This window comes from Desulfatiglans sp., from assembly GCA_012513605.1.
GTDB lineage: Bacteria > Desulfobacterota > DSM-4660 > Desulfatiglandales > HGW-15 > JAAZBV01.
Map to the genome: position 1 here is coordinate 1 of JAAZBV010000153.1, position 23,247 is coordinate 23,247.

Sequence of the window (23,247 nt, forward strand, 5' to 3'; positions counted from 1 at the left end):
CTCCCACAATCCCCCCATGTATAAATAGCCCGGCTCCAGCATCTATTACAGACTGCTCCACCCCCTTACCTATATGTATCTCACCGCTTGCCTTCACAGAAAAACCTGAAGAAACCCATCCTTTGATAACAAGCGACCCATCCATTGTAAGATTACCTGTATTCATGTCTATATCACCCTGTACCTCATGGCTCTGGGTGACAGATATCCTGTTACCATCCTGGATAGCCACCATACCGTCCATACCGGAGACCAGACTGAGACCGTCTGGAGACAGAATAACATTTGTCCCGAAATTGAGTTTACAATCTTTACCTGGGGCCGCATGGATTATCTCTCCGAATATATCCTTTCCATCAGTGCCTGCTGTGAGGGGTACCTTTTCCGCAAGTAGTTCATCTTTTTTTACATTATGTATAGATGACTGCTCCCTAAAATCCATGCGCCCGGTATTACTGTCAAGGTTGCCTGCCTCTTTACCCTTGCGGAACTTGATGTTGATTACGGCATCCTCACCGTGAACAGGGGCAATACCCTTTGCAACAGTTATTTTTTTTGGAGGAAATTTCTTTTTACCATCAGATGATAGAAAGCCCTCTAACTCATCTAGAGTAATGCCAAATTTGATATCTGCCCTTTCTATGATATCCCTTACAAGCTCGCTTGTCATAGCCCTTTTATTTGAAGATGAGGTATAGAGCATTACGCTTGCAGATAATCTCTCTTCGGATATCTCAAGGGGGTTTATCACAGATATAGTATCGCCTGAATATTCAGGATACCCGGCTTTGATGCCTTCGGAAACTACAAATACAAAACCGTTCTCTCTTGTTTCAACATTGGCGCCTGTCCTGATCTTGAGCTCTTCAGGTTTGACTGCCTTTATTACCTCGCCTGTTACATTCTTCCCGTCTTCCTGCTTTACAGAGGGAATTATGCGGGCAAGTATCTCCCCTCCTAATACAATATCCCTTGTTTCAACCTCAGGAATAAATCCACCGCTCTTTTTCTGATCAGCTTCCTTCGGATCTAGCCCATTGACCCTGAAAAGAAATTCCACCTTTGAATCAATGCCGTTTTTTGCAGGGGTTGCCTCGGCCACCCTGAAGTTATCAACAGGCTCCCCTTTTTCAAAAGCTGCTTGTATTGCAGACAAGTCTATGCCGTGTTTTATCCCTTTGCCTTTAAGGATACTGGTGATGTCATCCAGAGTCAGCCTGCTGTTATCCGAAAGAACAGGAAAAAGAGGCATCTCCACATACATTTTATCTTTGCTGACACTTACGAGATCAGTAACAGAAACCCCCTGCCATGTTGACCTTGCTGCGCCATAGACAAGGGAAACATACTCTGTCTCCCTGTTTTTTAGTGCAATATTCTCCCCTGGCAAAAGGGATATATCATCGCCAGGGAGTGAGGGGACATCCTCACCGAATATGTTTTTACCGGGGGCGCCTGAATGTGCCGGGGTTTTTATTGCAACCACCTGGCCCGGCTTTACCATAACGGATGCCCTTGGCTCTTTATTAGAGGCATCACGACCGATCAATAAATCGATCCGGGCCTTTTCACCTTTCTGAGGCGGGTCCCCTTTTGCAATAATTACACTTCCCTGTAATTTACCTGTAGCATTGACCTCATCCAGTGCCTTCTTTATTGTATTACTCTCTATGCCATGTGTTACCCCCATGTCTGAGAGGGCCTTTTCTATATCTTCATTTGTTACAGGGCGCCCGTTTCCCGCAGGGGGAGTAACACTCCTCAGTATGGCCGCCATTTTGTCATCACGGATTTCCAGTTCATACTCGCCAGGGGAATCATTAATGATTACAACCCAATTTTCAGGGGACTCCTCAAGTGCAAACACATTTGAAGGGTCAACGCCCAGCATTTCCGCACCTTCGGTAATGGCATCGTTCCTGCTTTTTGATTTTATGCGGACCCTGTAATTCATAACAGCTTACCGTGTAAAAAAATGATAAAATATTACATCTCTTTTATATACATCGTATAAACCCTTGATAATCTTTAATAAAATATGTCATGTTCATTTCAAGGCAAGATACTATTCTTCCTCCGAAACAGTATCATCATCCAGGCCATCCATCCTCTCTGATTCCTTTTCTGTGATATTGCCTATATCCCTTTCCATCTCTTTCATTCTGTCCACCTGTTTTTTACCTGCAAGCTCTTCTACCGTATCATCCACCTTGTCACGTGTGTCAGAGCCCTTGCACCCGGGAAACATGGTGATGACGAGGGTTAATATTATTATGAGCATAGTGAATATCTTGATGGTATGTTTTAGCATGTGTGCCTCCTTAAAAATGGGTTATCGGTTTAATTCATGGATAAAAGGATAGTATTACATCTTGTGGTGAAAGGCCAACAGTTAGCGCTTAAAATGATTTTTTTATTTTTGTTTTTTAATTAATTAAATTTTTGAGTCATATAAAAACCTTGTTTAACAGGATGCTAAAATCTTATTTTACTTTTTATTAATAAGGGTATGATATTTATCGGTTTCCTGTTATATAGAAGTATGGGGAGTTTAATATGCAAAAAATATATAAATTAAAAATAATTATCATTGAATTAATTATTATCACAGTTCTAACTGCACCCTGCCTTGCTGATAACAAAGCAGAATTTACAAAGAATGGGGCTGCCGCTAAAAAAGAGCTAAAAGATATTAATTGGCTTCTCTTTTCCGATACAAGATATCAGGAGCAAAGAGATATGATAATAAAAGCCAATGAGAAAGAGATAAATGAAGCAGAAAATGCTATTGGTAAAAAACTAAAGATATTCATTGCACTGAAGGATATTGATGGTGACAATAGTGACGAGATATTTTCCTATCTGGGCCATTCTGAATATTGCACTGAAAAAGGGAATTGCGCCTTAAAGATATATAAGGCAACAGAGGATAAATTAGAAAATATCGCTCCAACCATTGTCCCCTATATCCCGATTGACAGGCCCGGCCATCCTAACTTAATTGGCATTCTTAACACTCAGACATTGAATCATGCAGATATTATCATAGGGAGCATCATTTGCCGCTGGACAGGCAATAGCTACGAGGATGCTATCAAATAAGGCCCTTTAATTACTATCCACCAGCATTATACCCACCTGATAATGGCCACGGTATCGGCTTGTTTCGGATTTTGTAATATGCATTATCTTGGTCTTAAGAAACATCGGGGCCTCTCTTACACCATCTGGGTAAAACTTCATGTCAATTACCATGCCTTCCTTCATATGTCCAAGCACGGCAGACCCCTCTTTGATAATAAAACTCATACCTGAAGCAGATGTTTCAATTATCTTAAACTGATAGACAAGTTCAAGTGTATTTGCTGAGAATTCCACACTTGACATCGTAATGGATGTCCTCTCTTCTTTTCTTTTTTCGCTATTGTTTTCCATAGATATCCGGCCCTGTGTTTTTCCCATTTTACTAAATTTAACTACCTGAAAACAATGATTATTTACTTTGTTTTATAAAATTATGCAACCTCTCAATAAATTCCGCAGCATCACCGTTAACAGATATTGACTTATTTTTGATCTCATGGGGTATCTGGGGATGGCCGGTATTGGAGTAATTAACGTACGACCTGTTAACCCTTACAAAAAGCACATTGTCATGTGAATAGACCAGATATTCAAATGGCCTCCTTATAACACCGGGGGTATTGAACCCCACACCAAACTCCATAACAGTAAGCCTTTTATCCATAATGCCATTTATCCAATCTTCATACTCATTCACCCACTCTTCATAATCCTCCCTCTGCCTGAATGCCACGGTCATCTTGCCATTGCACCTGGGGCAGCGGGGTATTGCCTCATCAGCCACGCTGAATGCCTCATGATCAATGGCCGCCAACGCCTTGTCGATATATGGTTTTGCATGCCATGTCTCATGAGTGCAGCGTTCCATACACATTAGCCTGTCGTAGTTACCCTGTGCCTGAAAGACCCGTTCAGGCTCAAACCCGCACCTTATAAACATACCGTCCGCATTGGAGGTGATTACATAAAAATCCTTCCCCTTTACTATCTCGTGGAGTTTCTCATATACAGGGCTTATTGGGAATTGATAAAATACATGGTTCATGTGGGTTGCCCAGTATGCCCATCTCTCCCCCTCTGTCCAATCCTCAAAGCCTATAAACTCATACTGCATGCGATAGCCTTTTTGCACCCATTTGGGGAATAGTTTTAAAAAGGTCTTAGTGTCTGTATAGTCTATCCCCGCAGATGCAGAGAGCCCTGCCCCGCCACCAATAAGTATGCGCTCGCTTGACCTGATAGATCCCGCAATGATCTCTATTACCCTATCCCCTGAATATTCGTTCATATAAATTAAAATCCTCCTCAAGAAAGACATTGAAAATTATCTGCGTAAAGGTATTGGGGTTGTTATAAAGCCACTCATCCGCAGTTTTAACAGCCGTTTCTGCCGCGAGCCCCTGTGGAAAGTTGAAGACCCCGGTTGATATGCATGGGAATGCTATGGATTTTATATCCCTGATCTGCGCTGCCAGAGTTAGGGAACTGATATAGCAGGATGCGAGCTCCTCTTTCTGATATTGAGCTACCTCGTCTCCTCTGATTATTGGACCAACCGTATGGATCACAAACCTTGCTGGTAAGTTGTAGCCCCTTGTTATCTTGGCATCCCCGGTATCTTCCCGTCTCCCCTGCATATCCATGATAATTTTACAATCTTCACGGAGAAGCGGCCCGGCCGCACTGTGAATCACATTATCAATGCAGTTATGCATGGGCTGAAAGCAGCCTAGCATTCGGTCATTTGCGGCATTTACTATAGCGTCCACTCTGAGAGATGTAATATCCCCCTTCCATAAAAAGATAAGGTCAGGATTTTTAAGCCGGTTGCCGGGGAATCTTTTTGATACAGGCAAGAGGGCGCTGCTGTCTGTAAGGCTCTTCTCTTTAAGCTCATGCTGAAGCAGCATGTCCAGTTTGTTGATAAATGATTGCCGCATCGCACCAGGAGGACGAATATTGAGTAAGGACCTGATAAGCATTCTTTTATCCTCAGGCTTTTCAGGGATCGTTTGTTTATCATAAAGCCTTTCTTCTGCTACCAGGGTATTCAGAAGGGAGTCTATAATTGCATTCTTTTCATCCGGGGTTAATGAGTTTGCCGATTCGGGCATGTATTTTTCATTGAGTTTTATTCGGGATTTATAACTGGAAAGAGTAACTCCTTTGGGCAAAAAATCATTCTTCATTTTATCTGCTTTTTAACTCCCGCGCTTTTATCAGACATGATTTCTCAGCTTGAGATTCATGGGATGAGGGTTAAGGTATGTTTGCTCTTTAAGATAAGGCTGCCCATACTTGCGAACATAGTGATTGATGAGCGTTATCGGAACAATCAGGGGTATAAAACCATTTTGATAATCCAGTATGATATCAAGGAGCTCCTGCTTTTCATCAGAGGTCAGCTCCTTTTTAAAATATCCTAAAATATGCTGAAGAACATTACAATTTTTGCTTCGGGTGGTTTTCAATTTAAGGGCATCCATCAGCAGCGTTTCATATTCATTATATAATTCTTTGATGGGCACTCCCTTTCCTTTGGCCACAAGACTGCCCATCTTGCGGTAGTGCACCTCACTGTGTGACAGGATAAGAAGTTTATTCTTTGTATGGTAGCTCACTATATTACCCAGGCTCCTTGATTCCTTGATAACCTCACGCCAGTGCTTAAGGGTAAAGATTCTGACAATAAAATTTTCCCTTAAAACAGGGTCATGTAACCGCCCTTCTTCCTCCACAGGTATTAATGGAAAATGTTCCATAAAGATTCCGGCAAACATTCCTACCCCATTATTGCCTGGAATGCCCTTTTCATTATAGACCTTTACCCTTTCCATGCCGCTGCTGGGGGAGCCGCTCTTGAAGATGAATCCGCACAGCCCTTCATTTTCAAGCTCTTTTACCCGCCTTTTTGCCCATGAGACCATCCTTTCGGTGTGGTCAATATTTGTTCGAACAGTCACAAGACGGGGTGATTTAGCATCTCCAGTAAGGTGCATGCTCTCCCTGGGCACGGGCAGACCGCACTCCACCTCAGGGCATACCTTGACATATTCCACATACTGACCGAGGGTGTCGGTCAGAAACCTGTCATGCTTATGGCCGCCATCATATCTGACTGCATCTCCCATCAGGCAGGCGCTTATCCCCACCTTTACCGGCTCATTTTGCCATCCATCTCTCTTCATTTTCCATCCCTCATTATAAGCCCGGCAGAGATCTTGCCCGACTCATAAATTGTAGGTAGACCGCTTCCGGGATGTGTGCCGCCGCCCACAAGATAGCAGTTTTTAAACTCTTCAAACTTATTATGTGGCCTGAAATAGAGCATCTGTTTTATGCTGTGGGCAAGATTGAAGGTTGCGCCGAGATAAACAGAGTGCTCATTTTCCCAGTCATCAGGGGTTACTATCTTTTCCTCTTCTATGTTTTCAATAAGCCCTTTATATCCACCCTTTGTGATAAGGGCCTCAACGACCCTGTTTCTAAATGGAATCCTCTCCTTTTCCCAGTCTATTATGCCCTTTTTGTTTGGGACTGGAACAAGGACATAGATAGCGCTTTTACCTTCCGGCGCAAGGGTCTTATCAGTTACAGAGGCGTTCTGCACATAGAATGAAAAATCCTCTGATAGAATTTTTTCCTCCGTGATCTCATTAATATTACGTTTATAGTCTTTTGCAAAAATGATGCTGTGGTGAGGAATATCCCTGAACTCCTTTTTTACCCCCAGGTAGAGCATAAAGGTAGAGCATGAGTAATCCTTGCTCATAATCTTTTCATCGGTCCATTTTCGCCTCTCTTTTTGATCCACAATATGGGTCATGGCATGCGCAAAGTCTGCATTTATAACCACATAATCGGCTTTTTCTGTTCTGCCATTTTCCAGCTCAACACCGGTTGCCTTTCTGTTTTCTACAATAACCTTTTTTACGGGTGTGTTCAGATGTATTCGGCCACCAGATTGCCTGACCGCCTCAGCCATACCATGAGATAACCTGTTAAGGCCTCCTTTAACATGAAATATTCCATCTCCATGCTCTATGTAGGATATGATACTGAAGAGCCCGGGTGCTGACCATGGCGACATGCCGATATATTTGGCCTGAAAGGTGAAGGCTATTCTGGTATCCGGGTCTTTAAAATACCTGCACAGGACATTGTAAAGGTTTGTATGTGCATCAAGATATGGCAGGGCGTAAAGGAGGTTTTTCTTAAAAAAATCACCTATCCGGCCATAGGGTATGGAGAGACATGGTATAAGTTTATTGTATTTTACCTCTTCCTTTTTCAGGTATTTCAGGTATCCATTGAAACTTCCTGGAGAGAACTGTTCCATGGTCCTTTTCATCTTTTCTTTATCAGGAGAGGGATAGAGTTCTCTTCCGTCAGCGAACCTCAGTCTGTACATGGGGTCAAGTTGTGTGACCTCAACAAAATCCTCAAGCCTTTTACCGGACTTTATAAAAATATCCTCAAGCACATCCTTCATCATTAAAAAGGTAGGGCCAATATCAAATGTATAATCACCAAGTTTGAAAAAGGAGTTCCTTCCCCCTGTTTTGTCCTCTTTTTCATAGATATCTACAGAATACCCTTTTGAGGCGAGAAGCATCCCTGCAGAAAGTCCTCCGGGGCCTGCTCCCACTATAATGACCTTTTTATTAGATGACAATTTGCTGTCTGATGAATGTGAAATCATAGGTATTCTCCTTATCAGAATAGGCATTAAAATTAACAGAATCCTCTCATAATAACAAGATTATACTAATATCTGACACTTTCGTTTTCAATAATCAAGGCTAAATAAAATGCATATATCGTAAGCGTACCGGTTGAATAATGGTCGATATTATCCTAATATTGGTCAATAGTAAAAATGGAAAATAAGAGGTCCCTAAAAAAAATGATAGAAAAAATGAAACAGATGGTAAGGGATGAAAAATACTGTGTGCTTGCCACGGTCATGAATAATAAACCTCATTGTTCTCTAATGGCATATACAGTTGATGAAGAGTGTAAATATCTGTACATGGTTACCAGCAAGGATTCGGATAAATATAGAAATCTTCAGGCAAACGGCTCGGTAAGTCTTTTAATAGATACCAGGGCCAGCAGAAAAGGTGAATCAACAAAGGCACTGACAGTAACAGGCCGTTTTTCACATATAGAGAATGAAGAAACCCTTTCTCTTGTCAAAAAGGGGCTTATAGCGCAGCACCCTGAACTTGCGGTCTTTCTCAATGAAAAATCATCATGTGTCTTTTCCATTAAGATAGACTCTTTCCAGCTCCTTGACGGGTTTACAGACTCCTATTTTGAAAACATTCGGTAGCTGGTTTTTAAGGATGAAAATTAATTAGCCTGCATTAGATATAAAATAAATTTTTACGATATTGCTTGTAAAAACCCCTTCAACTCCTTCATATATTCCGCTGAATCATACTCAAGCCCCTTTGCATGGGGGCCGGAAATAACCACCCTTTTCTTTTTGCCCTTAACTGCTGCTAGAAGATTTTCAGCATCACAAGGGGGGATCGCTTTGTCTTCACGGCTGTGTATAATCATGACCGGGCAATGAACCCCTGCAAGATACCTTTTTGTATCAAACCGCTCCCTGGTAAGGATTCTAAGGAGTAGCCACTTTACAGCCCTTGCGGCTACATCTGCTATTGAAGAAAAGCCCCTGCAGCCAAATAATAAAACATTGAAACCTGTCTCTGCCAGGTGTTTTACCTGCAATAGAAAATCGGACATGTTGCCCTTGTTGCCCGGGAAAAAAAGTATGGTATAATCCTTCCAGTTATCAATGGATTCACCCTTGATGTACCAACCATAAATAAGGGCATTGTCTTTTATATAAAAAGAGACCTCCTCATATTGAAGCGCATAATCCGAAGGGCTTTTTAAAAGTCTTCGGGATGGGAATATAACAAAGTATCTGTGCAATAAAAGATAAAAGAGGCATGCCATCAGATAAACCATGCCTGTGATGATGAAAAGGGAAAGGAACAATGTTGCGACCCTATATGTGATCATATTTATCAGCCAAAAAGCCTGTATATCTTTTTTATGAATTTTATACTGTTTCCATAGGGCGGGTAATGAAAGCCTGTCCCACGATAGCCCGAACAGAGTACCGTCTTAAAATGTGAAAAAGCTTCAAAGGATGCCTTTCCATGGTACCGCCCCATGCCGCTTTCTCCAAAACCTCCAAAGGGCAGATAGTGTGTTGCACCCTGCTTTACTGTCTCATTTATACCCACTGACCCGGATGGAATTGCCTGTATTAGCATATCCTGGTAATCCCTTTTTTTCGTAAATATATAAAGGGCAAGCGGGTGAGGTTTACTCCTGTGCCTGTAAATAATATCCTCTGTATCCCTAAACCCGATTACAGGCAGGATAGGGCCGAATATCTCCTGCTTCATAACCGGGGCATCTTCAGGAACATCCGTGACAATAGTGGGTTCAAAATAGCGCTCATCCGCATCATACCTCCCCCCTGCAACAACACTGCAACCGCAATTAAGATAAGAGGCAAGCCTCTCTATATGATGAGCATTTATAATCCTTCCGAAATCAGGGCTTTTTTTGGGGTCTGCCCCGTAAAACCGGCGAATAACACCCTTTAGTATATCTAAAAATTCTTCCCTGACATCTTCATGGCAGTAGACTGTGTCCGGGGCAATGCATGTCTGGCCTGCATTCATAAATTTCCCCCATGCGATACGCTCTGCAGAAACCTTCAAATCCGCATCATCAAAGACAATGCAGGGATTTTTACCACCAAGCTCCAGGGTAACAGGCGTTAGATTTTTACCGGCCTTTTGCATTATCATCCGCCCCACCTCAGTGCTGCCTGTAAAAAAGATATGGTCCCATTTCAAATCAATTAACTCCCTTGCCGATTCATCATTTCCAGCCACAAAGCGGCAGTGGTCAGGATCAAAAGTCTCCTCTATTATTGTATTCATTACCTTTGAAATATATGGTGTATGGCGCGATGCCTTGAGCACTGCGCAGTTACCTGATGCAATGGCGCCGATAAGGGGTGTAAAAAGGAGCTGAAAGGGGTAGTTCCAGGGGCCGAGAATAAGGACTACACCCTTTGGAGAAGGCACAATCCGGCTTCTGGCGGGAAAAAACATGATTGGGGTTTTTACATTGACAGGCTTCATCCATTTGTGAAGGTTTTTCAAGGCATAGCTGATCTCGCTCAGTACAAAACCCACCTCTGATACATATGCCTCTGAAGCAGGTTTACCAAGATCCATATAAAGGGCATGAAGAATCTCATCTTCTCTTTTTAAAACTTCATGGCTTAATGATTCCAGGCATGACCGGCGGAAATCTACAGGCAGAGTCTTTCCTGAACTGTAAAATCTGTATAATGATTCAAACATGAGTGTTTACCTCAAGAAAATTGCTATTTATAATTATGCTATTATGACATAATGCGCAAATGGAAAAAATGTCCCGTAAAATGCCAGTACTGTTTATCCCTGTTTTTATTGCAGCGCTCTTTTTACCTGTGCAAAATGCATTTGCCGGTGATCATGAAAGGCTCCTGATGCAGGGGATCAAGACCTTTAATAATGGCTATAATGAGTGGGATAAAAATAAATTCCAATCAAGCCTTGCGATTTTTAACGAGGCCATTAAGTCCGGAAAAGAGGACGGCCTTGCAGAATACTGGGCAGGCACTGTTTATTTTTTTCTTGCCCAGCAAGATCTTTTTACCGAGAAAAAGCCTACTGACAAAAAACTAGGGATTGAGAATGCAAAAAGGGGCATCGAGATCCTTTCAAAGGCCATTGAGCTATCACCTGATTTCAGCGAAAGCTATGCGCTGCGCGGGGTTTTAAGAGGTATTCTTATTAAGATGAAACCCTCTTCAGTTTTTTCACAGGGGCCAAAAGTGGGCAAGGATCGCGACAGAGCGCTTGCTCTTGATAGACTAAATCCCAGGGTACACTATCTCACAGGCACCAGCCTGTGGAATGCCCCAGAGATACTGGGTGGCCGTGACAAGGCTCTTGAACACCTGCTTGAAGCAGAAAGATTATTTAAGATTGAAGCGCAGAACTCAAAGGACAAGCTTCTTCCAATATGGGGCAGGAGCACATGTTTAGCATTTATAGGTGATATATTCTTTCACCAGAAAAAACATAACAGGGCGCATGACTATTATAAAAAGGCCCTAGATGTAAATCCGGTTGATCCTCTGGCCTTAAGGGGTATGAAAATATTGGAATCATCAAATTCAAATAAATGAAAGGTTCAATATTATGGCTTCAAACATCAGTAAAAAGGTTATTGTAATAGGTGCTGGCCTTGGTGGTCTCTCGGCTGCAATCTCTCTTGCAGAGAAGGGGTATTCGGTTCATCTGTTTGAAAAAAACGACAAAGTGGGAGGAAAACTCAATGTCCTTAAAAAGGATGGCTTTTCATTTGACCTTGGGCCATCCATACTTACCCTTCCCCATTACTTCAGACGCCTCTGGACAAGGGCGGGAAGGCGCATGGAGGAGGATGTGACCATTGAAACAGTGACACCGCACTGGAGAAATTTCTTTGAGGATGGCACAATTATTGACCTTCATATGGACCCTGTTGAGATGAAAAGGGAGCTTGCAAAACTTGGCGGGCCTGAGCTTGATAAAGGATTTTTTGAATATCTGGACTACTCAGCAAAACAGTATGACCTTATAGAAAAGGGATATTTTGAAAGGGGGCTTGATACAAAACAGGATTTTGTATCCTTTTACAGCCTTAAAAATCTGCTTGTGATAGACTACTGGACAACCATGCATAAGCGCAACAAAAGGCGTTTAAAAAACCCCTACCTCATTGACATCATGGATTACTTTATAAAATATGTGGGCTCATCCGCTCTTAATTCCCCTGCATTCATGAACCTCATGCCTACCATTCAGTTCAGATATGATCTCTGGTATGTGAAAGGAGGCATGTATAACCTGGCCCTTGGCATGGAGCGCCTTGCAAAAGATCTCGGTGTCACAATAAACCTTAACTCAGAGGTTGTAGAGGTAACAAAGGATAAAGGCCGTGTTACAGGTATCAGGCTTACAGATGGTACAGTTCATGATGCCGATATAATTGTTTCCAACATGGAGGTGATACCGGCCTATGAGAAGCTCCTCAAGGAAGATGATGGGTTCCTGGACAAGCTGAAACCATTTGAACCTGCATGTTCAGGTCTTGTGCTTCACATAGGCACAAACAGGCCATTCCCTCAGCTTGCTCACCACAACTTCTTTTTTGCAAAGGATCAGGAGAAACATTTCCGCACTGTTTTTGATGAAGGGAAAATACCCGAAGACCCTACCCTCTATGTGGTTGCCCCTTCACGAACAGATGCTTCAGTTTGCCCTGAGGGGTGCGACAACATAAAGATACTTCCCCATATTCCGCATCTGAAAAAAGAGGGGAACCCTTCCAGAGAGAATTATGTCGCGCTTAGGAACAGGATACTTGAAAAGATGGAACGAACCGCCCTTCCGGGGTTGAGGGAGAGTATTATCACTGAGGATATGTGGACGCCCGAGGATATACAAAGACGCTATTACTCAAATGGCGGTTCCATATATGGCGTGGTCTCAGATATAAAAAAGAATTTTGCCATGAAATGCCCAAAAAAAAGTACAAAATACACAAACCTTTATTTTACCGGAGGCTCTGTTAACCCGGGCGGCGGTATGCCGATGGTGGTCCTCTGCGGCCAGAATGTTGCAGAGATGATAGATGAAGAATTTTCCGATAGAGCTGTATAGCTATGTTATGGTTAGGGGTATATCTGGTTATATCGCTGCTTGCAGGTCTTTTCCTGTTTTATGGATTTCCCACACTGGTGACTAAAAAAAAGAGCCCTATCCTTATCCCCAAAATCAGCATCATTATTCCTGCAAGAAATAAAGAAAACAACCTTCCTGTGCTCCTTACATCATTAAAGAATCAGACCCTCCTTCCCTTTGAAATTATTGTTGTGAATGACAATTCAACTGATGGAACAGCCCGGATAGCGGAGGAAAATGGTGCACATGTTATATATTCAACCCCTCTTCCAGATGGATGGCTTGGAAAACCCTGGGTATGTTATCAGGGGGCACAGCAGGCAAAGGGTGATATCTTTATTTTCCTTGATGCCGATACCTTTTTGGAGCCGGATGGACTTGAAAGGATTATAGCCAATCATGAGGGCTCAGGTGTAATTTCCATATTTCCTTATCACAGGATTAAAAAACCCTATGAGGCCTTTTCTGTATTCAGCTCAAATAAACCGGTTGAATGGAAAGGCAGAAGGATTAATTAAAAGAAAAAATATTAAAGCCCTTAAATAAACCACCATTCTATACACAGGTAATAAAGCATTTCCCATTGACACTGTTTATAGGAGAAAGCTATTGTAGACCCCTAAAATAACTTTTTGGAGTTGGAAAATGGCTGAATATCACGAGATTACTGTGCTACCTGAAGGTAAAAAGATAATGGCTGAGGCCGGGAAAACCCTTATGGATGCGCTCGCTGAACATGTTGATCTCAGGGCAGACTGCGGTGGCAATGGGGTCTGCGGCAAATGCAGGATTATTGTAATTACAAAGGGGCTGCCTGACCTTAACGATGTTGAGCAGGAACATCTTTCATCAGGACTTATTACATCCGGTTACAGGCTGGCTTGCCAGGTAGTGGTTGACAGGCCCATGATGGTGCGCCTGCCTGAATCAGGCCAGGATAAAGGGCATGTTGAGGCAAAAAAGGTATTTCCTGGGCCTTACCCTGTAAACCCATACCTGGAACTTAAAGCAGACAAACGATATCTGGGACTTGCAGTAGACCTTGGAACCACCACTGTTGCCGGGTATCTCTGTGACCTTAAAACAGGTCATATACTTGCCTCAAGGGCAACCATAAATCCGCAGCGGAGGTACGGGGATGACGTGATAAGCAGGATCAACTTTGCCGGCAAGAGCCCTGCAAACCTGAAAAGACTCCAGGGCCTTGCACTTGATGCGATATCATACCTTGCTGATACCTGTCTGAAGGAGGTAAATGGCGATCGTGATGATATATATGGTCTTATAGTTGCGGGCAACACCACCATGGAACATATACTTGCCGGGCTTGATGTGAGCAGGCTTGGAAGGACGCCTTTTACACCTGCTACCTTTTCTGAGATAAAATTCAAAACAGAGGAACTGGGGCTCAGGTTCAGGCCGGGCACAAGTTTTACTATACTCCCGATAATAGCAGCGTTTGTGGGCGGCGACACCCTTGCCTGTGTGCTTGCAAACAAGCCATACAGACGTGATGAGATGACCTTGATTGTCGACCTTGGCACTAATGGCGAAATAGTCCTTGGGAATAAAGAGGGTATGTGGACAACAAGCTGTGCAACAGGCCCTGCCCTTGAGGGGGCACAGCTTTCATGCGGAATGAGGGCAACTCTGGGCGCCATAAGCGCATGTGACATTGACCCTGCTACATACAAATTCAGCTACAAAACTATCGGCGAAGATATTGAGCCCCCTCTGGGTTTCTGCGGTTCAGGCATACTTGACCTTATTGCCGCAATGATCAAAAGCGGCATTGTGAAATCAGGGGGTAATTTTAATAAAAATGCCCCAGGGTATACCATCTCTGATAGGGATGGGGGTATGGCCAGGGTGGTCTTTATACCGGAAGATAACAACCCGGCCAAGGTGGAGATATTTGTGTCCCAGCATGATATCAGGCAGGTGCAGCTTGCCAAGGCAGCGGTTATAACAGGCATAAGGGAGCTTATGAATAAGGTGGGCATAAAAAAGATTGACCGTACCATACTGACCGGGGCATTCGGAAACGCATTTAACTGGAGAAGCGCTGTTACTATTGGCATGCTACCTGACCTTGATACACTGGGAAAGGTTGTTTCTACTGATAACCTTGCAGGGGAGGGTGCGGTATTGGCCCTGCTGGATAAAAATACCCGCTTTGAGGCTGAAGAGATAAAGAGTAAAACCCAGTATATGAACCTTGCGGAACAATCGGGGTTTATGCAGAAATTTGTTGAGAATACGGGGTTTGATGAGGCAAAGGAGTAAGCGCAAAGCTCAAAGTCCAAAGCTGAAAGTTGGAAGATCAAATAGCTGAGAGTGCGGATGGTGGATTCGAGCCTGAATGAAGCCAGGGTGTATCAGCGGATGACAGAAGGCGGTCATAGCGTGCCTTCAGAAAAGATATATTCCCGTATCCCAAGGACAATGGAGAACATCAAAACAGCGTTAACACTGGTGGATGAGGCATGGATTTTGGATAACTCTTCAGAACAAAATCGATTTAAACAAATAGCTGTGATGAAACCCGGAAGATATGATATTAAAGCCGATCCAATGCCTGATTGGGTCAGAGCTATCCTGCCGGTTGAGATCAAATAAGACTTGCATTACCTTCTTAGATATAAGCAGTATAAAAAAATGTTATCCCTGAATTCAAAACTTCCTCAAGATAACTAAGCAGTTTATCAGCATCGGTTGTGTCAGTAACCATGCCATCTGCACCAAGGCCGAATATGGGCACATCTACACCCGTTTTTCCTAAAACACGCTTTGGTAATTTTGAAATAGGAGATGGGTTTGCACTAAACGAATCAAGTGATGACAAGGAGACCGCACCAGCGGCAAAGCTGGCAGCTTTTACAATAAATTCATAACGGGTATGTTCATTGAGCAGATTTTATTCTCTCGGAGTACAAAATAATTTTGTGAAAATGAGTAAATCAGCACCCAATATTGCAAGCTGTTCTGAACCAAAATAGATTGAAAGGATTCACAATGGTTAATCCTTTATAATAAAGAATAGGAGTTTGAAAGATTCCAAATGCAAATCGAGGTACCCACGCATTAATATCAAGAGAAATTTCTTCAGATAATACAACTGCAGGTACCTTTATATTTTTTTCAATCTCCACCGCACGCACAAGCGCACCACTTACAACAAAGAAATTGCCATTTTCCACTTCTTCCCAGTAATGTCATTAGGTGATGCCGCCTGTAATTAGCCAGTCATGGGTAAATGCAATCATATACAATTCAACAATAGTATGAAGGACGGGTGGCAATTCAGATCCAACGACAAGAATAGAATCAGAGTATACCGATACCTTTACTGGAGAAGGAAACTACATATTACTGAGTTCATATTTAAGTTCTTTATAAACGCTAATTGTAATATCAAAATCTTTCAAGACCGCTGAAGAGAAACCTAGTATGTCGCAAAATCCAACGTATTTCATTGAAACTGATGTGCTATTCATTTGTATATAAAGTATATATAGTATGTAAGTCTGGTTAAACGAAGTAACCCGATATCATTCCAACCAAGATTTAATAAAATGCGTCATTAAAGGTTTTATTTAATCTCTTTGGGTCTAATTCCCCGCAGCTCTGCTACGAGGTATTTCATTGTTTTTCATTTTTAAACATTGATAAAAGACTGTCGGTTTAATAGTCCGACCTGCCGAGCTTTTTTCTTTTTATTTTTAACATTTTAGCATCCATGAAGTTCCAATTAGTAGTCAGTAAAACGGTAACATGCTCCCGATTTATATTTCTTATTGTTTCACGAAAATATTCTTCAACAAAGCATTTTCTGTGCTTTGATTCGGATATGTTACTTGAAGATAAATTCTTTCCTCCTTTGTAATACACTTCCTTTAAAAAAGACCCCACCCCATATTTGTTAAAATATAGGAGATAATTAAAGTCGAGGAGAACTATTTTAACTATTTTTTCTTCATAAATTTAGCTTGGAGATAATGTAAAGTAAAGCAACCTGACAATATGACGCTGTCATCAATTTAAAGGATGTCGAATTATTTACCTGAACCACCTTCCTTGCATATCCCATTGACCCTCCCACCGTGGGGCGGGAAATCTTTTAAAGAAGGAACACCAAAAAGCACTCAATGAAATCGTTTGCCTTACGGAACGGGTATTCTACCTGACATCCGCAGTTGCTCAGGGAAATCAGCAAAAATGGATTCCCGTTTTCACGGGAATGACGAATATGAAAATAATTATATGTCTAGGGAACGGTCGTGACCGTTCCCATACCCCCTAAACCTTTAACCTTAAACCGCATACCCGCTTGCATCTCAACAGATTTGAAATACAAAAGAATTTAATCAAGCTAACTTATTCAGCGCTATCCTGCTCAGTTTGTATATGGCCTCACCCAGCTTCGGGTGTGTTTTTTTATGCATGGACATTGCATACACCGCCACAGGCGGTTTGCCGGGCCGGCAGTAAAAATCTATAAAATCTTTCAGTGCAGCATAGAGTTCTTCTTCTGATACCTCAGGGTCAACATACGGCGGCGAGACACCTAAAAAGAGTTTGTCACCATAATTTTCATAGAGCTTTTTTTGGTTGTTCATGGGCTGTGGTGTCCATGTCTGTACGCCAGCTTCTATGTACAAAGGAGCAAGGGACTCTGTCTTTCCGCAGGAGTGCATATCAACAAATGCACCCCTTTTCTGGATATGAAATAACACCCTTTTAAGGGACGGAAGTATCATCCTTCTTATTGTGTCCGCTGAAAAGAATGGCGCCATCTGTGAACCCCAGTCATCATGAAATGATATTATCCTGGGGTTACCATATTCCATATATTTATCAACAAGCTTTATGTAAAAATCGGCCTGCACATCAAAGAACTCTTTTATTGCAGCCTCCTGGTCCTCATCAATAATGGCCATGGCAGCGCCTGCAAAATCCATGAATGAGATAAGGCGTTCAAATATGCCGTTCAGTATTGTGACAAAGGATATCCTGTCATCATCGGGCTTGAAATTATCTTTCAAGGATTTCCAGTCGTATTGATTGAGGTCCGGGAAGGCGATCTTCTCTCTCCATGTGTTCATGTCTGTAATATAGGGCGCACCTGGTTTGCGTGTTGCCCCCCCAGCAACAGGTACAAAGACCCACTCCAGCCCGAAAAAATCCTTACCACCCTTTAACCGTGCCTCATTATCAGGCAGAAACCCGCCCATAGACATGTTGATATCACTCATGGTGGGTAGCCAGAACGGCCTTTCACCCCTTATTACCATCTCATAATTCTGGGCTGGTGTGATTGGGGTGTTATACTTTAGTAGCGGCGGCATCCCCGGAAAGGGCACGGGATATTCGCCAATTACCTTCAACTCATCATCTGAAAAGGGTATTCTGTTCATAACAATCTCTCCTGTATAATTACTATCCCCCAAACTTTTTCCTGGACAGCCTGTAAAGCTCCTCCCTGAATGCAGGGGTGAGCAGTGGCATGGCATAGAAATTGAGCATTGCCAGTTTATCCTTATTGCAGTACTTTTCAACAAAGTCTGCTGCGGCTGCACGCTGTTGATCCTCAGTTGCATCGGGTGGAAGAGGCGGCGGATTAATGCCTATAATCAGTTTATCTCCATATTTTTCATAGAGCATCTGTGAGTCATTCATGAGCTGCGGGCCCCATGAATCCCACCCTGCCTCAATAATCTGCGGGACCATTATCTCGATATGGCCGCAGGAGTGTAGATCAGTAAAAATACCCCTGTCATGGAGATGGTCGTTAAGCCTTCTCATGGCAGGCACTATCATCTCATGGGCGGTAGCAGGTGAAAAGAACGGCGCCCTCTGCGCACCCCAGTCATCATGTATGGTGATGCCGTGTATGCCATAATAATCTATCATCCGGTCGATAATTCCGATATAAAGGTCTGTGAGTCTTTCAAACAGCGCCTTTACCGCCTCTTTCTGGTCTTCATCAATCAGTGCAACAACGGCATTGTCAAAGTCCATAAAAGAGATTAGCCTTTCATAAAAACCTGTAAGAAAAAATGGCTGAACAAAGCGGTTCCATTTTTTAACGTGCTCCCTGTTTGCTTCAGCAGAACCTTTCCAGTCCCATTTATCTATATCAGGGAAAATAAGTTTATCTTCCCATTCATTTGCATCCTTTAAAAGGGGCGAACCTGGCTTAACCATTGAACCTGTCGCCACCTCAACATATTCCCATTCAACACCGAACATATCCTTTCCGCCGTAATCTTTACGATCAAGCACAAAGCTCTCTATAACAAATGCCCTTGCTATGTTATCCGGGATGATCTTTGGATTAAACATCAGGGTATCAGATGGCAGTATCTGCCATATAGGTTCTCTTTTATAAAATGAACAATATGCCTCTCTTGATGTTACAGGATAGTTAAAAACAGGGACACCTGGTGACCCGGGGAAAAACCCTGGGATTTCGCCTACAATCTTCAGTTCATCTTGTGAAAAGGGGATTTTAACCATAGGAAGTCTCCTCAATGTGATCAGTATCAGATCAAGTCAAAAAAGGAAGGATAAAACAATAAAAAATCTGTCCCGCCTGATATAAACGGGACAGATTTAAATAAAAAAGTTACTGCTTAGGCAATAATACTTTTTGCCAGGTCAGCGGCAGATGCTGCATCCTCTGCATAACCGTGAGCGCCTATTTCATCAGCATACGCCTGTGTAATGGGTGCACCGCCAACAATTATCTTTACCTTTTCCTTGAGGCCTGCATCAATAAGGCCCTTTACTGTATCTAACAGGGCCGGCATGGTTGTTGTAAGAAGACATGACAGGGCAACAATCTTGCACTCAGGGGTTGAATTGATGGCTTCGATAAATTTGTCTGTTGATACATCAACGCCAAGGTCTATCACCTTGAAACCTGCTGATTCAATCATCAGTGTTACGAGGTTCTTACCTATATCATGAAGGTCACCGGCTACTGTACCGATGATGCATGTCCCAAGAGATACAGATGCCTGGCTTGCAAGCAGTGGCTGTAATACCTCAACACCCTTCTTCATTGTGTGGGCTGCCATGAGCATTTCAGGAACAAATATCTCAGATCTTTTGAATTTGTCACCAACAATAGCCATTGCTGCGATCATGGTATCAAGAATCAAAGTCGCTTCATTGCCTTCTTCAAGAGCACCCTTTACAGCCTCAGCTATAAGTTTCTGTTTTCCCTTTTCAGTGAGTTCTTTTACTTCTGCTAATTTAGACATTTAATGCCTCCCTTTCCTTTTATAGTTTTTTAAACTGAACAATTCTGCACTGTACGCATTGATTAATTCCAGACAGAAATCATCCTTCTTAAACAGTATCTCTGTAGCGTAAAGAAGACCCGGCATATCCCTTCTGACAGGGTCCAGAATGCGCTCTTCATTCATGTTTTCATTGCCAGCATAAGAAATGCCTGGTTAAAATATTTTCCTGCTGACAGACAGAATGAGATACTGCTCAATCCGCTGGTTACATGTATCGTCAGATACATTTGCTTGAAATTATTTAGTCCATTACATCAATAATGTCAATGTTTTAAGATATACAGGAAACACTTTTACCTGTAGTCCGAAAAATTTTTTTAACCCCTAGCTTATTAAAAAAAACTATATCTTGTATATACGATCATCATAATGGTACCATCTATGGAAAAAGGTTTTAACGATAACCCCTTGACGGAGTTAATATTTTCTCCTATTGTTTTTCAAAAAAAGGTATCCCCTTATAAAAAAATAGATAAACATATTACTAGATGCTATGTTTGAACAAGATTTTCATACTGTGAAAAAGGAAATTAAAGATGAAAAAAGGTTACATGGTTCTCAATATTCGTTATTTCTTATATGCCTTGATCATATTCAGTATTTTACTGATAGCAGGCTTACCGCGCACCACCTACTCGTCCACTGCCGACTTTGTTGACGAAAAGGTCTTTAATTTCGGGACAATCCTTGAGGGTGTGGATGTGCCCCATGATTTTATAATTGAAAACCGTGGTGATTTGACCCTGAGGGTGTTAAAAGTAAAATCCAATTGTGCCTGTGCAGTGGCATCCTTCACTGAAGAGATAGCGCCGGGAAGTAAAGGCACTATCTCCGTGGTTTTTGACAGCAGGGGATCAGGTGGACAGGATGTGGAACATAAGATACGAGTTGAAACTGATGACCCGGATAATGGAGTGATAGACCTTGCAATTACAGGGCACGTAGACCCTATATTGATTATCAGGCCTGATGTGGTAATCCTTTCTGGCAGGGAGGGAGGAGAGCTGGAAGCAGAGGTATTGATCACACATGACAGCAGGCACCCCGTAAGGGTGGTCTCAGCCGAATCAAAAAAGGGTTATATATCTGTCCGGCTCACCGAGGCAAAGGACTCTAATCTGAATAAATATGTGGTTAAGGTTAAAAGTTTAAAAAAGGAAAAAGGAAAGTTCGGAGATTTTATATCACTTAAAACAGACAGCACTGTTTATCCCAGCAAACAGATAAGGGTTAAAATAGAGATCAATTAAAAGCAATGGATAAAAACAAAACAATCTTAATAAAAGGTGCCGGAGAAAAGGCAAGTGCAGTGGCATGGGGGCTCTTCTCCCAGGGTTTTAGACGGATTATCATGACAGATATAGAAAATCCCCTGGCAGAAAGAAGGGGTGTCTGTTTTTCAGAAGCGGCGTTTGAGCAGGGAAAAGAGATAGAGGGTATCAGGGTTGAGAGATCCAGACACTCCATGGATTCCATAAATTCAATTTTATCAAATGGGGCGATCCCTCTCCTTGTATCCCCTGATTATATGCTGCTACAGGATATACGCCCCGATATTATTGTTGATGGCATAATGGCAAAGAGAAACACCGGCACATTCATAGAGCAGGCGCCACTAGTAATAGCCCTTGGCCCGGGATTTTGTGCGGGGAGAGACGTCCATTATGTTATTGAAACAAACCCTAATATCCCCGGCCTTGGCACCATCATAGAATCAGGATGCGCTGAAGAACACACAGGCATACCCACAGAGGTGCAGGGTAAATCCCTCGAAAGGCTTTTATTAAGTCCTGGAACAGGCGTGCTTTATGCCGAAAAAAATATCGGAGACCCTGTAAGCAAAGGGGATACAATAGGGTATGTGGGAGACAAAAAACTTCAGTCTCCTATCCCGGGGGTGGTATGGGGCCTTATACGCACCCCAGCCAATGTAAAAGAGGGGCAGAAGCTTGGGGATATACACCCCGGCAGCAACAGGGAGATATGCTTCAAGATTACACCACAGGCAAACAAGATCACCGCCAGTGTAATCGATGCCATCACAAGAAGATATAATTAGGTTTTTATTCACCCGGCAAAGCAGATTTATTATGCAGGCATGTTTATCCTGACCCGACATACATTTCAATAGCTCTAAAACATGGTTGAGTTATTTTCAATTGACATAAAGGGCCGAACTCCATATACTTCATCCAATTCAACCGAAGACTTGACCACTCGGCAAAATAAAACAAGTATAACTAGGAGGGAAAAATGTACAAAAAATTGTTGAAAACTTTGGTTATGGTTAGTCTTATTGCTTTCACCTTTGGATCTTTGCATGCATTTGCAGAGGATGACTCACTCTCAATATCAGCTGATGTAGGTGTTTTTTCTCAGTATGTATGGCGTGGTTATGCCTTAAGTGATGAGAGTATAGTTATCCAGCCATCAGTAACTTTTGGATATCGTGGTTTCAACTTAAATGTTTGGGGAAACTTTGATACGGATTACTACGATACAGGAACTGATTACAATGAAACCGATTTTACATTATCATACAACTGGACATATGAAATAATCAAATTGGGAGTGGGCTATATTTATTATGATATTGAACAAGAGGGTGCTGAAGATACTCGGGAGGTTTTTTTCACAGCAACATTTGAAGGTTACCTGAATCCAAGCTTTAAATTCTACAAGGATATTGATGCAGCCAAAGGCTGGTATGTCAATTTTGGTGTATCACATTCCTATGCTATTACACCCCTGTACAACCTGGATCTCTCTGCATCAATTGGATACTACGATCTTGATGATGGTTCCTACAATGAAGTACATGATGGAAATATTACCGCATCAATGGTCCTTCCTATTAATGACCATTTAAGTATGACACCCTCTCTTTCATACATTTTTGGGGTTACACCAGATTCCAGAGATGAATTAAGAGATTACAAGGGTAACTCTGATCACTTTGTTGGGGGTTTTACCTGTACTTATACTTTTTAATAGAACAGTCTAAACGCCAACTCAAGCTAAAAACCCTTTCTGAT

General features: G+C 42.3%; 23 protein-coding genes. 10 read left to right on the forward strand and 13 right to left on the reverse strand.

Annotated elements, in window-relative coordinates; all coding sequences use genetic code 11:
* Window positions 1-1,954 (reverse strand): DUF342 domain-containing protein (locus tag GX654_20055; protein NLD39156.1); only part of this gene is annotated, 1,954 nt, incomplete at its 3' end.
* 111 nt (window positions 1,955-2,065) lie between these two features.
* On the reverse strand, window positions 2,066-2,311 hold the full coding sequence (locus tag GX654_20060; GenBank protein ID NLD39157.1) for a hypothetical protein: 246 nt from the start codon (window positions 2,309-2,311) through the stop codon (window positions 2,066-2,068).
* Window positions 2,312-2,556: 245 nt separating this feature from the next.
* Between GX654_20060 and GX654_20065 the strand changes: the two genes are divergently transcribed.
* The gene (locus tag GX654_20065) at window positions 2,557-3,102 is read left to right on the forward strand and encodes a hypothetical protein (protein NLD39158.1); all 546 of its coding nucleotides are present in this window, start codon (window positions 2,557-2,559) and stop codon (window positions 3,100-3,102) included.
* Between the two features lie 6 nt (window positions 3,103-3,108).
* Here the strand turns inward: GX654_20065 and GX654_20070 are convergent, their stop codons facing one another.
* From GX654_20070 to crtI (GX654_20090), 5 genes are read right to left on the reverse strand one after another with little or no spacing between them, the layout of a single operon-like run.
* Window positions 3,109-3,462 (reverse strand): hypothetical protein, encoded by a 354-nt coding sequence (locus GX654_20070; GenBank protein NLD39159.1) that lies wholly within the window; start codon window positions 3,460-3,462, stop codon window positions 3,109-3,111.
* A 31-nt stretch (window positions 3,463-3,493) separates the two neighbouring features.
* Entirely contained in the window at window positions 3,494-4,372 is an 879-nt protein-coding gene (locus tag GX654_20075; GenBank protein ID NLD39160.1) for a hypothetical protein, read from the reverse strand.
* Entirely contained in the window at window positions 4,350-5,273 is a 924-nt protein-coding gene (locus tag GX654_20080; GenBank protein NLD39161.1) for a protein-ADP-ribose hydrolase, read from the reverse strand. The genes GX654_20075 and GX654_20080 overlap by 23 nt, the downstream gene beginning before the upstream one ends.
* Window positions 5,274-5,303: 30 nt before the next feature.
* The gene (locus tag GX654_20085) at window positions 5,304-6,272 is read right to left on the reverse strand and encodes a DUF523 and DUF1722 domain-containing protein (protein ID NLD39162.1); all 969 of its coding nucleotides are present in this window, start codon (window positions 6,270-6,272) and stop codon (window positions 5,304-5,306) included.
* On the reverse strand, window positions 6,269-7,786 hold the full coding sequence (gene crtI / locus GX654_20090) for a phytoene desaturase (protein NLD39163.1): 1,518 nt from the start codon (window positions 7,784-7,786) through the stop codon (window positions 6,269-6,271). Before crtI (GX654_20090) ends, GX654_20085 begins: the two co-directional genes overlap by 4 nt.
* Window positions 7,787-7,990: 204 nt before the next feature.
* On the opposite strand from crtI (GX654_20090), the gene GX654_20095 reads away from it, so the two are divergent.
* Complete coding sequence (locus tag GX654_20095) at window positions 7,991-8,419, forward strand: pyridoxamine 5'-phosphate oxidase family protein (protein ID NLD39164.1); 429 nt, start codon at window positions 7,991-7,993, stop codon at window positions 8,417-8,419.
* A 53-nt stretch (window positions 8,420-8,472) separates the two neighbouring features.
* On the opposite strand, the gene GX654_20100 is transcribed toward GX654_20095, so the two are convergent.
* Window positions 8,473-9,123: an alpha/beta hydrolase gene (locus GX654_20100; protein NLD39165.1), complete on the reverse strand. Its 651-nt coding sequence runs from the start codon at window positions 9,121-9,123 to the stop codon at window positions 8,473-8,475.
* Between the two features lie 5 nt (window positions 9,124-9,128).
* Complete coding sequence (locus GX654_20105) at window positions 9,129-10,490, reverse strand: aldehyde dehydrogenase family protein (protein NLD39166.1); 1,362 nt, start codon at window positions 10,488-10,490, stop codon at window positions 9,129-9,131.
* 80 nt (window positions 10,491-10,570) lie between these two features.
* Between GX654_20105 and GX654_20110 the strand changes: the two genes are divergently transcribed.
* From GX654_20110 to GX654_20130, 5 genes are all read left to right on the forward strand, one after another.
* On the forward strand, window positions 10,571-11,362 hold the full coding sequence (locus GX654_20110; protein ID NLD39167.1) for a hypothetical protein: 792 nt from the start codon (window positions 10,571-10,573) through the stop codon (window positions 11,360-11,362).
* Between the two features lie 13 nt (window positions 11,363-11,375).
* Window positions 11,376-12,881 (forward strand): phytoene desaturase, encoded by a 1,506-nt coding sequence (gene crtI, locus GX654_20115; protein NLD39168.1) that lies wholly within the window; start codon window positions 11,376-11,378, stop codon window positions 12,879-12,881.
* A 2-nt stretch (window positions 12,882-12,883) separates the two neighbouring features.
* Window positions 12,884-13,420, forward strand: a complete 537-nt coding sequence (locus GX654_20120; protein ID NLD39169.1) for a glycosyltransferase family 2 protein — start codon at window positions 12,884-12,886, stop codon at window positions 13,418-13,420.
* Between the two features lie 127 nt (window positions 13,421-13,547).
* Window positions 13,548-15,188 (forward strand): DUF4445 domain-containing protein, encoded by a 1,641-nt coding sequence (locus GX654_20125; protein ID NLD39170.1) that lies wholly within the window; start codon window positions 13,548-13,550, stop codon window positions 15,186-15,188.
* A gap of 57 nt (window positions 15,189-15,245) precedes the next feature.
* Window positions 15,246-15,521: a hypothetical protein gene (locus GX654_20130; GenBank protein NLD39171.1), complete on the forward strand. Its 276-nt coding sequence runs from the start codon at window positions 15,246-15,248 to the stop codon at window positions 15,519-15,521.
* Window positions 15,522-15,537: 16 nt separating this feature from the next.
* Here GX654_20130 and GX654_20135 read toward each other — a convergent pair whose 3' ends face one another.
* From GX654_20135 to GX654_20150, 4 genes are all read right to left on the reverse strand, one after another.
* Window positions 15,538-15,747 (reverse strand): hypothetical protein, encoded by a 210-nt coding sequence (locus GX654_20135; protein ID NLD39172.1) that lies wholly within the window; start codon window positions 15,745-15,747, stop codon window positions 15,538-15,540.
* Window positions 15,748-17,269: 1,522 nt separating this feature from the next.
* A complete protein-coding gene (locus tag GX654_20140) occupies window positions 17,270-18,319 on the reverse strand; it encodes a methyltransferase (protein ID NLD39173.1) in 1,050 nt (349 codons plus the stop codon).
* Between the two features lie 22 nt (window positions 18,320-18,341).
* Window positions 18,342-19,421 carry a methyltransferase gene (locus GX654_20145; GenBank protein NLD39174.1) on the reverse strand — a complete coding sequence of 360 codons (1,080 nt, stop codon included), beginning with the start codon at window positions 19,419-19,421 and terminating at the stop codon, window positions 18,342-18,344.
* A 116-nt stretch (window positions 19,422-19,537) separates the two neighbouring features.
* Complete coding sequence (locus GX654_20150; protein ID NLD39175.1) at window positions 19,538-20,170, reverse strand: cobalamin-binding protein; 633 nt, start codon at window positions 20,168-20,170, stop codon at window positions 19,538-19,540.
* A 578-nt stretch (window positions 20,171-20,748) separates the two neighbouring features.
* Here GX654_20150 and GX654_20155 point away from each other — a divergent pair.
* The 3 genes from GX654_20155 to GX654_20165 all read left to right on the forward strand — a co-directional run bounded on the left by GX654_20155 (window position 20,749) and on the right by GX654_20165 (window position 23,203).
* Window positions 20,749-21,462: a DUF1573 domain-containing protein gene (locus GX654_20155; GenBank protein NLD39176.1), complete on the forward strand. Its 714-nt coding sequence runs from the start codon at window positions 20,749-20,751 to the stop codon at window positions 21,460-21,462.
* Between the two features lie 5 nt (window positions 21,463-21,467).
* On the forward strand, window positions 21,468-22,271 hold the full coding sequence (locus tag GX654_20160; GenBank protein ID NLD39177.1) for an EF2563 family selenium-dependent molybdenum hydroxylase system protein: 804 nt from the start codon (window positions 21,468-21,470) through the stop codon (window positions 22,269-22,271).
* A 194-nt stretch (window positions 22,272-22,465) separates the two neighbouring features.
* The gene (locus tag GX654_20165) at window positions 22,466-23,203 is read left to right on the forward strand and encodes a hypothetical protein (protein NLD39178.1); all 738 of its coding nucleotides are present in this window, start codon (window positions 22,466-22,468) and stop codon (window positions 23,201-23,203) included.
* Window positions 23,204-23,247 lie beyond the last annotated feature (44 nt).

Excerpts from the sequence above, each read along its gene's own strand:
- GX654_20120 (NLD39169.1), top strand. The coding sequence starts at position 12,884 with ATGTTATGGTTAGGGGTATATCTGGTTATATCGCTGCTTGCAGGTCTT.
- GX654_20140 (NLD39173.1), bottom strand. The coding sequence starts at position 18,319 with ATGAACAGAATACCCTTTTCAGATGATGAGTTGAAGGTAATTGGCGAA.
- GX654_20085 (NLD39162.1), bottom strand. The coding sequence starts at position 6,272 with ATGAAGAGAGATGGATGGCAAAATGAGCCGGTAAAGGTGGGGATAAGC.
- GX654_20160 (NLD39177.1), top strand. The coding sequence starts at position 21,468 with ATGGATAAAAACAAAACAATCTTAATAAAAGGTGCCGGAGAAAAGGCA.
- GX654_20075 (NLD39160.1), bottom strand. The coding sequence starts at position 4,372 with ATGAACGAATATTCAGGGGATAGGGTAATAGAGATCATTGCGGGATCT.
- GX654_20100 (NLD39165.1), bottom strand. The coding sequence starts at position 9,123 with ATGATCACATATAGGGTCGCAACATTGTTCCTTTCCCTTTTCATCATC.
- GX654_20070 (NLD39159.1), bottom strand. The coding sequence starts at position 3,462 with ATGGGAAAAACACAGGGCCGGATATCTATGGAAAACAATAGCGAAAAA.
- GX654_20155 (NLD39176.1), top strand. The coding sequence starts at position 20,749 with ATGAAAAAAGGTTACATGGTTCTCAATATTCGTTATTTCTTATATGCC.
- GX654_20105 (NLD39166.1), bottom strand. The coding sequence starts at position 10,490 with ATGTTTGAATCATTATACAGATTTTACAGTTCAGGAAAGACTCTGCCT.
- GX654_20065 (NLD39158.1), top strand. The coding sequence starts at position 2,557 with ATGCAAAAAATATATAAATTAAAAATAATTATCATTGAATTAATTATT.
- crtI (NLD39168.1), top strand. The coding sequence starts at position 11,376 with ATGGCTTCAAACATCAGTAAAAAGGTTATTGTAATAGGTGCTGGCCTT.
- GX654_20095 (NLD39164.1), top strand. The coding sequence starts at position 7,991 with ATGATAGAAAAAATGAAACAGATGGTAAGGGATGAAAAATACTGTGTG.
- GX654_20165 (NLD39178.1), top strand. The coding sequence starts at position 22,466 with ATGTACAAAAAATTGTTGAAAACTTTGGTTATGGTTAGTCTTATTGCT.
- GX654_20060 (NLD39157.1), bottom strand. The coding sequence starts at position 2,311 with ATGCTAAAACATACCATCAAGATATTCACTATGCTCATAATAATATTA.
- GX654_20145 (NLD39174.1), bottom strand. The coding sequence starts at position 19,421 with ATGGTTAAAATCCCCTTTTCACAAGATGAACTGAAGATTGTAGGCGAA.
- GX654_20125 (NLD39170.1), top strand. The coding sequence starts at position 13,548 with ATGGCTGAATATCACGAGATTACTGTGCTACCTGAAGGTAAAAAGATA.
- crtI (NLD39163.1), bottom strand. The coding sequence starts at position 7,786 with ATGATTTCACATTCATCAGACAGCAAATTGTCATCTAATAAAAAGGTC.
- GX654_20110 (NLD39167.1), top strand. The coding sequence starts at position 10,571 with ATGCCAGTACTGTTTATCCCTGTTTTTATTGCAGCGCTCTTTTTACCT.
- GX654_20150 (NLD39175.1), bottom strand. The coding sequence starts at position 20,170 with ATGTCTAAATTAGCAGAAGTAAAAGAACTCACTGAAAAGGGAAAACAG.
- GX654_20130 (NLD39171.1), top strand. The coding sequence starts at position 15,246 with ATGGTGGATTCGAGCCTGAATGAAGCCAGGGTGTATCAGCGGATGACA.
- GX654_20080 (NLD39161.1), bottom strand. The coding sequence starts at position 5,273 with ATGAAGAATGATTTTTTGCCCAAAGGAGTTACTCTTTCCAGTTATAAA.